The following is an 11,092-nucleotide window of genomic DNA, read 5'->3' on the forward strand; positions in this document are numbered from 1 at the left end:
GTGGGCTTATAAGGCCTACCCCTTTTCCAAGTCAACACACCGCGCAAAAGTTTTTTGACATTTTTGTAACACGCTGTTTTCTATTGGAAATTTTCGGGAGTAACTATTCGCGACCTCTGGCTCCTAGCGACGAAGCCTCAAATTTCGACTGCAAGAAGTTTAAACGTACCTCGCGAGGGCTGTTTTTGACCGCTCTTTCCCTCCGAAGGATCACTTCAAGGGTTGAAACTCCGCCGAAAAGCAACATTTGGGTTTCATTGCGGGTCCGGGCCAGATTGGCCGGGAACCTAATGCAGCTCTTTCGTGTTCTCGTTCGAGTAAAATGAAAGGAGAAAGACATGGCTGCCAATACCGATGATATCAGAGCCTCCGTCAGCAAGGACATCACTGCGCTTCAGCAAGAGGTATCACGCCTGCAGAAGATGGTATCCGCTCAAGGTGCAGAGGCATACTATGAAGTTCGCGATCGTGCGGGCAAGGTCTATGAAGACGCCCTCCCCCGTGCAAAAAGCGCCGTTGCCCAGATCCGGGCCGAAAGCGCGGCTGCCGCCGGCGCTGCCCGCGAGCACCCCGCTGCAACGACGACCGCGCTCGCGCTTGCCGGCGCCATTGGCTTTCTCGCCGGCTACCTTCTAAGCGGAACTCAGCAGCCGCCGCGCCAGTGGTGGCGATAACACATCGTAAAGGGCAATAGTATTTTTCTGACGAGCCATATTGATCTCGAGGTCGATATGGCTCGTAATACTTTGGTCTTAGAAAAACCAAGTTTCGGCGCTACCAGCAACACTACAATAAAGAGGGAGGACTATTCATGGAGAGGAAGAAAGCAAACTGCATAGTCGAAGTCAGTGTTGATGGCATCGAAGGCCGCAAGGCTGTGGGTATCATGAATATGCAGCAGGCCCTTGATCTGCCCGAAATGGCCCGCCTGTTCTATACCCATCCAGACCCGGCCAAAGCGGCTGCCGGAGTCGTGATCAACCGTCAGGAACTGGCGGGTTTTATGGCCTCTCATTGAGGCTTGATCCAGCGCCCGGAAGGGCGCTGATGCCGCCAGCATCTGGTGCGCGATCATAGAGTGCTTCATCACAATCTGGCTTTTAGGATGATTTGTCCCGGCGTTTCGCCCGCTGCACGCTGGAAACCCTGCTTTGTTCATGCAAGAACCCCACAAGCGAAACAGAACAGGGTGACTATAGTGAGGGAGCGGCGCTCACCGCATACATTGCGTGGAGGTGCAAAATTAGGCGGCGACACGCAGGGCAAGCGGGTGACGCTGCCGCGGGCACTCTCCAAACTTGGTTATTGTTCTCGAACGCAGGCAGAGCGATTGATCGGCGACGGCCGCGTCACGGTGGACGGACGCACGGTCACAGACATTTCCGCATGGGTTGATCTGGAAGGGTCATCGATAAAGGTGGATGGCATCGGCGTCGTCGCGGAAGCCAAGGTCTACCTCATGCTCAACAAACCGCGTGGACTGGTGACGACGCGCGATGATCCGGAAGGCCGCCCGACGGTCTACGATTGCCTCAAGGGTTTCGACGTCCGGCACCTCTCCTCCGTCGGAAGGCTGGATAAGGCAAGCGAAGGTCTGCTTCTCTTTACCAATGACACCCAGTTCGCGCAGACACTGCTCGATCCGCTGACCCACGTCACAAAAACCTATCATGTTCAGGTTGACCGGATCGTGGATGCGGCGATGCTGGCTGAAATGGCCTATGGCGTTCGCCATGACGGCGAGATGTTGAAGGCGACCTCCGCGAAGCTGCTAAGAAGCGGCGACAGGAATTCATGGATCGAAGTCGAGCTCGACGAGGGCCGCAACCGCCAGATCCGCCGCATGCTGGAAGCCCTCGGCGCCGAATGCCTGCGTCTGGTACGCGTCGCGATCGGCGGCCTGGAACTCGGGGAACTTCCCAAGGGCACGGTGCGCGCATTGACCGGGGCCGAACTCAAGGACCTGCGTCGGCGTTCGGGTCTGGACGCGACAAAACGGAATTGATGGCATGAGCGAATTGGCGCCGCACGACTTCTGGCAGGACATACATGCTCCCGGCACATACCCGGTCGATGGCGAGTTCTCGTCGTTTTATGTTGCCGAGTTGCACGATGGCCGCCAGCTTCGCCTGCCGATCCGGATGCTGGCTGACGGCCGCCACGCCTTGGCTTCCCTGATCCTCAACCAGGCGAGTTTCGCGGTCCTGGATGTTCTGGCCGGACAGCTTGCCGAGAAGCTGAAGCGCTTCGATGTCGATGTCATCGCGGGCCTTCCGACTCTCGGCCTGACACTTGCCGCCGCCGTGGCGCAGAAGTTGGGTCACGACCGGTACGTCCCGCTCGGTACATCGCGAAAATTCTGGTACCGCGACGAGCTCTCCGTCGCGCTCTCATCCATCACCACCCCGACGCAACAGAAGCGACTTTACATGGATCCGCGCATGCTGCCGCTGCTGGGAGGCCGGCGGGTGGCGTTGATCGACGACGTCATCTCGAGCGGCACCTCGATCGTCTCTGGACTTCAACTGCTTTCATCGTGTGCGATCAGTCCCGTAGCAATCGGCGCAGCAATGCTGCAGTCGGATCGCTGGCGTGAAAAACTGGATTCGGCAGGGGCGCATTGGCAGGAAAGGACACTCGGTGTCTTTTCGACGCCAATCCTTGAGATTACCGAGACGCGTACCTGGCGCAGGGCGGATGCCGGATCCCGAAGCTCTCCGCAGCCCTCCCCGCATAATATCTGACTCTGTACACAGCGCGCCGAGCCGCTACATTCGCCTCGACGGGTTGAGGTTCGGGACACCATATGACCTTCGAGCAAGCATCTCTGCTGATCCTGCTGGTCGTGATGCTGGTGTTGTTCTCGCTGGATCGCGTTCGCATCGAAGTGGTGGCAATCGCCGGGCTGCTCGCTGGATATGTCCTCGGGCTCTATCCGGCAGCACAGGTTTTTGCCGGCTTCGCTAGCCCGGTGGTTATCACGGTGGTCGAAATTTTGCTGATCGTGCAGGTGCTCGCTCGTGCAAAGCTTTTCGACCGGCTTGCTGATATCTTCAGCCGAGCGAAATTCTCGAATGCCGCGGTCATCGCCACTCTGTCGGCGGCTGCCGGATTCATCTCCATCTTCATGAACGACATCGGCGCTTTTTCGATTGCCCTGCCTGCCGCGTTGCGGATCAGCGCGTCGCTCGCGATCCCCCGCAGGCAACTGATCATGCCGATCTCGTTTGCGGCCCTGCTTGGCGGCCTTGTGTCGCTCATCGGAACGCCAGCGAACCTGCTTGTCAGCAACGCATTGGCTGAGGCGACCGGCAGCGGGCTTCACCTTTTCGATTTCGCCTATGTAGGCTTGCCCGTGGCAATTGCCGGCATCGCGCTGACGGCGTGGTTGGCGCCCCGGCTTTTTCCCCAAACGAGCAACGAACCTGCAAGTCCATCCGGTGTGCCTCGGCGTGTACTGACCGAACGCCGCGTTCCCGCACACTCGACACTTGTCGGCAACCGCCTTTCGGACCTACCTGCCATGTTCGCGCTTCTCCCTCATTCATTGGTCCGCAATGAGCGTTTCGTTTTCGGGAAGCCCGAAAGCGCCGTCATCGAGGCCGGGGATCTGCTCTTGGCGGAGATGGATGATGTCGTTCTGGCCGAACTCCTTGCGTCTGGTGTTCTACTGGCACCACCGCGTTTCGGCCCACCACCGTCGAGACCGATCCACATCGAGGCCGTGGTCATGCCCGAGAGCACGCTGCTCGGGTCGAGGCTGCGCTCGATCGAGGTATTCAAGGCGCACGACATAACGATCTCCGCATTGTCGATGCGATCGCCGCGGATCGAGGGCCGCTTCGAGGATCTGCAGCTATCGATCGGCGACATCCTTATCTTGGAGGGAGATCGCGAAGCGATCAGGCAAGCTCTGGAGGAATGTGAGTGCCTGCCCTTGGCAACCTCGCCCGCCGCCCCCGGTGCTGTCACCTCGTTGCTGCCCTTCGCGATCTTTGCTGTCGGTGTGGCATCGACGGCATTCAATCTGCTCACACCGGACATTGGCTTCGCGGGCGTGATCCTCGCCCTCGCCCTTTTAAACTACCTGAATATCCGTCAGGCGATGGCCGACCTCAATTGGCCCATCATTATCATGTTGGGTGCGATGATCCCGATCGGATCGGCAGTCGCGAGCACCGGCACGGCGCAGCTGATCGCGACGGCACTGGGATTGATCATACCGCTGGCGGAACCGATCGCGGGCGTCGCCCTGGTCCTCTTCCTGGCGATGGTACTGACACCTTTCGTCAACAACGCAACGGTCGCTATCATTATGAGCCCGATCGCCCTCCAGTTCGCGGCGGCGGGACATCATGTTCCGCAGGCTTACATGATCGCGGTTGCAGCGGGTGCATCGCTGGATTTCCTCACTCCGTTCGGCCACCACAACAACACGCTGGCAATGGGGATCGGCAGCTACCGCTTCGTCGATTTTCTTAAGGCTGGCGCACCGCTGACGCTACTGAGCTACGTTCTGACCACACTTCTTATATATGTCTTCTGGCTTTAGGGACCGGTTTGCTTGACATCCCCGGCGATGGAACTAGAGCAAGGGTAAAGCACCCGATAAACTGACAAGGATGGTTGAGCCCGTGCGAATCCTTTCCGAAGCCCATTTCCCAGAGCTCCCCAACTACTATCGCGGCAAGGTCCGCGAGAACTACGATCTGCCCGATGGCCGACGCATCATCATCAGCACGGACAGGCTGAGCGCCTTCGACCGCATTCTCACCTGTATTCCCTACAAGGGGCAGGTCTTGACCCAAACCGCCCGCTACTGGTTCGAGGCCACGAAGGATATTTGCCCCAATCACGTACTCGACTATCCGGATCCGAACGTCGTGATCGGCAAGCGCCTCGACATTCTACCCGTCGAGATCGTTGTGCGCGGCTATCTCGCCGGCACGACCGGCACTTCGATCCTTACTCTCTATAAGAAGGGCGAACGTGAAATGTACGGCATGCGGCTGCCCGACGGCATGCGCGACAACCAGAAACTCCCCGAGCCGGTCATCACGCCGACCAGCAAGGAATTCGACGGCGGCCATGACGAGCCACTGACGCCGAGCGAGATCGTCGAGCGTGGGTTGCTCACCGAGGAACAGTGGAAAACCCTGTCGCGATACGCCCTCGCTCTGTTCGCCCGAGGGCAGGAACTTGCAGCAAAACGCGGCCTGATCCTCGTCGACACCAAATACGAATTCGGCACCGACGAGAATGGCAACATCATTCTCGCCGACGAGATCCACACGCCGGACAGCAGCCGCTACTGGCTGGCGGACAGCTATCAGGCAAGCTTCGAGGCGGGAACGCGCCCGGCAAGCTTCGACAAAGACTTCGTCCGCGCCTGGGTCGCCGAGCGCTGCGATCCCTACAAGGACGACATCCCGGAAATCCCGGTGGAGTTGGTCGAACAAACCTCCGAAGTCTATATCAAGGCCTACGAGGCGATCACCGCGCAAGCATTTGTACCGGATGACACGGGCGCAACGCCGGTCGACCGTGTTCGCCGAAACCTTTCACCCTATTTCGCCTAGGCATCCGACCGACGGCGGCACCGACCTGCAACATTGGCTTGCAGGTCTTCCGGCCTTGGCGTTAGCATCCGCACAAATCGGTGCCGGGATCCGACCGGTGGGGGAACGAATGGCACGCAGGCCAAGACGCAAGGCCGAGGAAACCCGCGAGGACATTCTGTCCATGACGGAATTGCTATTCCGGCAGCGTGGTTTCGTCGCGGTATCGATTGCCGACATCGCCGCATCGCTTGGCATGTCGCCGGCCAACGTCTTCAAGCATTTTCGCACTAAGGCGGCCCTGGTCGACGCAATCGCCGAACGCCACCTCGAGGATGTAGCCGATCGCTTTGCCGCCTTTGACGACGATCTTCCGCCGCAGGAACAACTTCTGCGTTTTGTCTTGCGCCTGCTCGACAGCCATCTGCAGGATATCCAGGAGAACCCCTATCTCTTCGAAATGGTGCTGATGACGGTGCAGGCAAAACTCGACGCCGGCAACCGCTACAGGGAGCGCATTGTCCAGAAATTGAACGACATCATACGGGAGGGCGTCTCTCGCGGACGCTACAATTGCGCCAATCCGGAAAGCGCCGCAAGCACGGTCGCTGACGCCCTTGCAAGTGTCCTCCACCCTGTTCTCATCGCCCGTGACGATAAGGACACGCTCGTAGAGCGCGCTCAAAAGATCGTGAACTTCGTCGATGCCGCACTGCAAAATAGCGCTTGCTAAGTGACGATTCATAACTTACGTCACTTCGTAAAGTCTTTCTTAAATTCGGATCAGTGGCATTTGATTCTGGATCGGTGATCGATCTTCTCCCAGGAGGTCATCGATTCCGACTGCCACCTCACAGGGAACTCATCATGATACGGCGCTTCCTCTTCGTTTCCTCCGCTCTCGCAATGGCAGGTGTGCTCGCTGCATGCAGCGATAGCGGTAACAAGCAGGGTGCAACCGGTGGCGCCGCGGGCGCTGCGCAGCAGGCAGCCCCCGTCGGTGTGATATCACTAACCAAGGCGACGTTCCCGGTGACTACGATCCTGCCAGGCCGTGCAGAAGCCTCCCAGGTCGCCGATATTCGTCCGCAGGTGAGCGGCCTCATTCGCGAGATCCCTTTCCGCGAAGGCGGCGAGGTCAAGAAAGGCGACATTCTTTATCAGATCGAAGACGCTCCCTATCTGGCAGCCGTTGCGCAGGCGCGTGCAGCCATTGCGAAAGCCGAAGCGAGCGTTCCGAGCGCGCAGAGCAATTTCGACCGCTATCAACGCCTCGTCGGCTCCGGCGCAACGCAGATCGAGTTCGAGACGGCAAAAACCAACCTCCTGCAGGCCCAGGCCGAGGTCGAGTCGGCCAAGGCGGCGCTGACAGCAGCCGAAATCGACCTTGACCACACAAAGATCACAGCCCCCTTCGACGGTCTGATCGACCAGACAGCCTACAACATCGGCAACGTCGTCGCCGCGAACCAGACAACGGCGCTGACGACGGTGCGCCAACTCGATCCCATCTACATCCTGTTGACGGAGTCGAGCACAAATCTGCTGCGCCTGCGCGATGCGATCACGAGCGGAGAGGTCAAGGGCAATGCCGGAAACGCCACCTTCCGCCTGATCCTGGAAAACGGCAAGGAATACGACCAGAAGGGTACGCTCGACATGTCGAAGTCCGTGGTCAGTGAAACCACCGGAACATTCATCATTCGTGTGCGCTTCCCAAATCCCGATCGGATCGTTCTGCCCGGCATGTACGTGCGGGCGACGCTGGAACTGGGCACGGAAGATGGTTATGCCCTGCCGCAGCTTGCCACGAGCCGCAATGCAAACGGCGAGTTGACCGCACAGTTTGTTGCTGCTGACGGCAAGGTCGAAACCCGCGTCTTTGAGAACGCGTCGCCGTCGAACAATTCCTGGCTGGTTACCGACGGCATCAAGGACGGCGATCAGCTGATCGTCAGCGGCCTGCAATCGATCACCGCGGGCATGCCGGTAAAACCCATGCCCATGAAGATCAATGAGAAGGGTATCGTCGTGCCCGCCGAACAGCCCTCATCCGGTGATGCACAAAAGCCCGCCGCGAAGTAACGCGACGAACCGTGATCAGAGCCGCACAGGAATTATAAGCCAATGGCCAAGTTTTTCATTCGACGCCCGATCTTTGCGTGGGTCATAGCGATTACGATCATGCTTTCCGGCTTGCTCGCGATCTCTACGCTGTCGATTTCGCAGTATCCGGATATCGCGCCGACCACGGTTCGCATCAATGCGACCTATCGCGGCGCCAGCGCTGAAACCGTCGAGAAATCGGTGACGACGATCATCGAGGACGGCATGACCGGTCTCGACGATCTGACCTACATGACCTCGACCTCATCGACCGGCTCGGCCAGCATTTCGCTGACCTTCGGCACCAGCGCTGACCCCGATATCGCTCAGGTGCAGGTTCAGAACAAGCTTCAGCTGGTTCAATCGAAACTGCCGGGCGACGTCATCGACGCCGGCATAAGCGTCACCCGGTCGACGTCGAGCATTCTGCTGGTCGGCTCGCTCGTTTCGACGGACGGCAAACGCACTTCCGTCGACTTGGGCAACATCATGTCCTCATCGATCGAAGACCAGATCCAGCGCATCGAAGGCGTCGGCAGCGTCAATATCTTCGGGTCGGGCTACGCCATGCGTGTCTGGCTGGATCCATACAAGCTGTTGAAATATCAATTGACGACCGGCGACGTCACTTCGGCGATCGAGTCCCAGAACACCCAGGTCTCTGTCGGTTCACTCGGCGCCCAGCCGTCCGTCGACGGGCAGCAGCTCAATGTGACGATCACCGCGCAGAGCCAGCTCACCACGGTCTCGGACTTCGAACACATCATCCTGAAGGTCGAAAAGGACGGCTCCACGGTCCGCCTCAGCGACGTGGCACGCATCGAGATCGGTCAGGAAAGCTACGGTGGCTCGTCACGCTACAACACCCTTCCGTCGAGTGGCTTTGCGGTCAACCTCGCGATTGGCGCAAACGCCATCGATACTGCCGCCCGTGTCCGCAGCGCGCTTGACACGATCGGCCGTGGCCTGCCGGAAGGCGTCGAGATCACCTACCCCTACGACACAACGCCGTTCGTCGAACTCTCGATCGAAAAAGTCGTTCACACGCTGATCGAAGCGATCGTTCTCGTCTTCATCGTTCTGCTGGTCTTCCTGCAGAACATCCGCGCCACATTGATCCCGACGATCGCCGTGCCCGTCGTGCTGCTGGGAACCTTCGGTATCCTTGCGATGACCGGCTACTCGATCAATACGTTGACGATGTTCGCCATGGTTCTGGCGATCGGCCTCTTGGTCGACGACGCTATCGTTGTGGTCGAAAACGTCGAGCGCATCATGACCGAGGAGAAACTCTCGCCGCTGGAGGCCACCGAGAAATCGATGGGCGAAATCACCGGCGCCATCGTCGGTATCGCCCTCGTGCTTACGGCCGTCTTCATCCCCATGGCCTTCTTCGGCGGCTCGACCGGGATTATCTACCGACAGTTCTCGGTAACGATCGTCTCGGCGATGCTGCTCTCGGCACTGGTTGCAATCGTCCTGACCCCGGCGCTCTGCGCAACCATGCTGAAGCCAGTCACCGAACACAAGAAGCATCGCCTTGGAGACTGGTTCAACCGCAACTTCACAAGCGCGACCAACGGCTATGTGCGCACAATCGGTTACCTGCTCAAGCGACCGATCCGCGTCATGCTCGTCTTCCTGATGGTGGGGGCCGGGTGTGCTTATCTGTTCACGCGTCTGCCGACGTCGTTCCTGCCGCAGGAAGACCAGGGTGTCCTCCTCACGATCGTCACCACACCTCCGGGCTCGACGACCCAGCAGACCCAGGCTGTTGTCGAGAAGGTTGAAAATTACTACCGCGAGAATGAGAAGGATGCCGTTGAATCGGTCTTCGGCGCACTTGGCTTCGGCTTCAACGGCTCCGGCCAGAACAGTGCGATCGTCTTCACCAAGCTCAAGGACTTCTCCAAGCGCACGGATCCGAACCTGCACGCTCAGGCTGTTGTGACCCGTGCGCTGAAGACCTTCTTCACCTTCCGCGAGGCGCAAGTGTTCGCGCTGCTGCCCCCTGCAATCCAGGGTCTCGGCGTATCAAGCGGCTTCTCGATGTACCTCGTCGACACCGGCGGTCATGGCACGGAGGCGCTCGATGCCGCCTCCAAGCGACTGATCCAGATGGCCGGCGCCAGCGGCAAAGTCGTTGCGCTACGCAGCAACAACAAGGAAGTCGAGCCTCAGATGAAGATTGTCATCGACCAGGAAAAGATTGGCGCCATGGGCGTCGATATCGCCGCGGTCAATTCGATGCTTTCCGTTATCTTCACCGGTCGCGACGTCAATGACTTCACGCTCAATGGCGAGATCAAGCCGGTCTATGTGCAGGGCGACGCACCGTTCCGCATGCAGCCGGACGACCTGGATCACTGGTACGCTCGCAATGCCAGCGGCGAGATGGTCCCCTTCTCTGCCTTCACCCGCACCGAGTGGATCAAGGGCGCCCCGACGCTTGCCCGCTTCAACGCGGTGAGCGCCATTCCGCTCGACGGGGCGTCTGCTCCGGGCGTCAGCTCCGGCGACGCCATGAACGAGATGGAAGTCCTGACAGAACAACTCGGCGGTGGCTACACGGTCGCCTGGCAGGGCATCTCCTATCAGGAACGCCTGTCCGGCTCGCAGGCTCCGATGCTCTACGCGATCTCGGTCCTGGTGGTTTTCCTCTGCCTTGCAGCGCTTTACGAAAGCTGGTCGATCCCGTTCTCGGTCATCATGGCCGTCCCCGTCGGCGTGCTCGGCGCCCTGGCAGCGGCCACGCTCTTCGGCCAGGCCAACGACGTCTACTTCAAGGTCGGCCTGCTGACGACCATAGGCCTTGCGGCGAAGAACGCGATCCTGATCGTCGAGTTCGCCAAGGACCGGATGGAGACCGGGATGGGGTTGATCGAAGCGACTCTCGAGGCAGCGCGCCTGCGCCTGCGTCCCATCATCATGACCTCGCTCGCCTTCATCCTGGGTGTGGTTCCGCTGGCGATCGCGACCGGCGCGGGCTCGGCCGCGCAGAACGCTATCGGCATCGGCGTGCTCGGCGGTATGCTTGCGGCAACCGCACTCGGCATCTTTTTCGTGCCTTCGTTTTTCGTCGTTATCCGCCGGGCCTTCTCCCGCCGCGAAAAAAATGGCGCGGGAGTGTGATATAAATGCACTGTGAGAACGCAAGACTCATTGATACATTGCGGCCGACTGCTTCGGGATGGTGTTTCTCGTATGAGCGAAGCGCGGCCGATGGCGAAGCATGAAGGCTTCTGACAAGAATAGATTTGGTCGAGTTACAGGAAGATTTTTTAATGGCATCTTTTCGCTTTGCCTCTCCGGCACTTCTACTACTGCTCGCGGGCTGCGTCAGCGGCCCGGATCATGTGCCCCCGGAGATGCCGCTACCGGCGAAGTTCAATGAGACCGGCCAGAAGGACATCGGCGACGTGTCGACG

9 protein-coding genes and 1 pseudogene are annotated in these 11,092 nt (G+C 59.3%); all 10 read left to right on the forward strand.

Annotated elements, in window-relative coordinates; genetic code table 11:
- Positions 1-338: 338 nt before the first annotated feature.
- Positions 339-674 (forward strand): hypothetical protein, encoded by a 336-nt coding sequence (locus tag ASC90_RS16995; protein WP_056542704.1) that lies wholly within the window; start codon positions 339-341, stop codon positions 672-674.
- A gap of 137 nt (positions 675-811) precedes the next feature.
- On the forward strand, positions 812-1,018 hold the full coding sequence (locus ASC90_RS30045) for a hypothetical protein (RefSeq protein ID WP_082519954.1): 207 nt from the start codon (positions 812-814) through the stop codon (positions 1,016-1,018).
- A gap of 207 nt (positions 1,019-1,225) precedes the next feature.
- Entirely contained in the window at positions 1,226-2,005 is a 780-nt protein-coding gene (locus ASC90_RS17005) for a pseudouridine synthase (protein WP_244480405.1), read from the forward strand.
- A 4-nt stretch (positions 2,006-2,009) separates the two neighbouring features.
- Positions 2,010-2,744 (forward strand): phosphoribosyltransferase, encoded by a 735-nt coding sequence (locus ASC90_RS17010; protein ID WP_056542709.1) that lies wholly within the window; start codon positions 2,010-2,012, stop codon positions 2,742-2,744.
- 62 nt (positions 2,745-2,806) lie between these two features.
- Positions 2,807-4,552, forward strand: a complete 1,746-nt coding sequence (locus tag ASC90_RS17015; protein WP_056542711.1) for an SLC13 family permease — start codon at positions 2,807-2,809, stop codon at positions 4,550-4,552.
- A gap of 82 nt (positions 4,553-4,634) precedes the next feature.
- Entirely contained in the window at positions 4,635-5,579 is a 945-nt protein-coding gene (locus ASC90_RS17020) for a phosphoribosylaminoimidazolesuccinocarboxamide synthase (RefSeq protein ID WP_056542719.1), read from the forward strand.
- 109 nt (positions 5,580-5,688) lie between these two features.
- Positions 5,689-6,291 carry a TetR family transcriptional regulator gene (locus tag ASC90_RS17025; protein WP_056542713.1) on the forward strand — a complete coding sequence of 201 codons (603 nt, stop codon included), beginning with the start codon at positions 5,689-5,691 and terminating at the stop codon, positions 6,289-6,291.
- A gap of 134 nt (positions 6,292-6,425) precedes the next feature.
- The gene (locus ASC90_RS17030; RefSeq protein WP_056542715.1) at positions 6,426-7,643 is read left to right on the forward strand and encodes an efflux RND transporter periplasmic adaptor subunit; all 1,218 of its coding nucleotides are present in this window, start codon (positions 6,426-6,428) and stop codon (positions 7,641-7,643) included.
- A gap of 42 nt (positions 7,644-7,685) precedes the next feature.
- On the forward strand, positions 7,686-10,796 hold the full coding sequence (locus ASC90_RS17035) for an efflux RND transporter permease subunit (RefSeq protein WP_056542717.1): 3,111 nt from the start codon (positions 7,686-7,688) through the stop codon (positions 10,794-10,796).
- A gap of 152 nt (positions 10,797-10,948) precedes the next feature.
- Positions 10,949-11,092 (forward strand): annotated as a pseudogene (locus ASC90_RS30050) (nodulation protein NodT); the annotation flags it as partial.

This window comes from Rhizobium sp. Root1220 (assembly GCF_001426265.1).
Classification (GTDB): Bacteria; Pseudomonadota; Alphaproteobacteria; order Rhizobiales; family Rhizobiaceae; genus Rhizobium.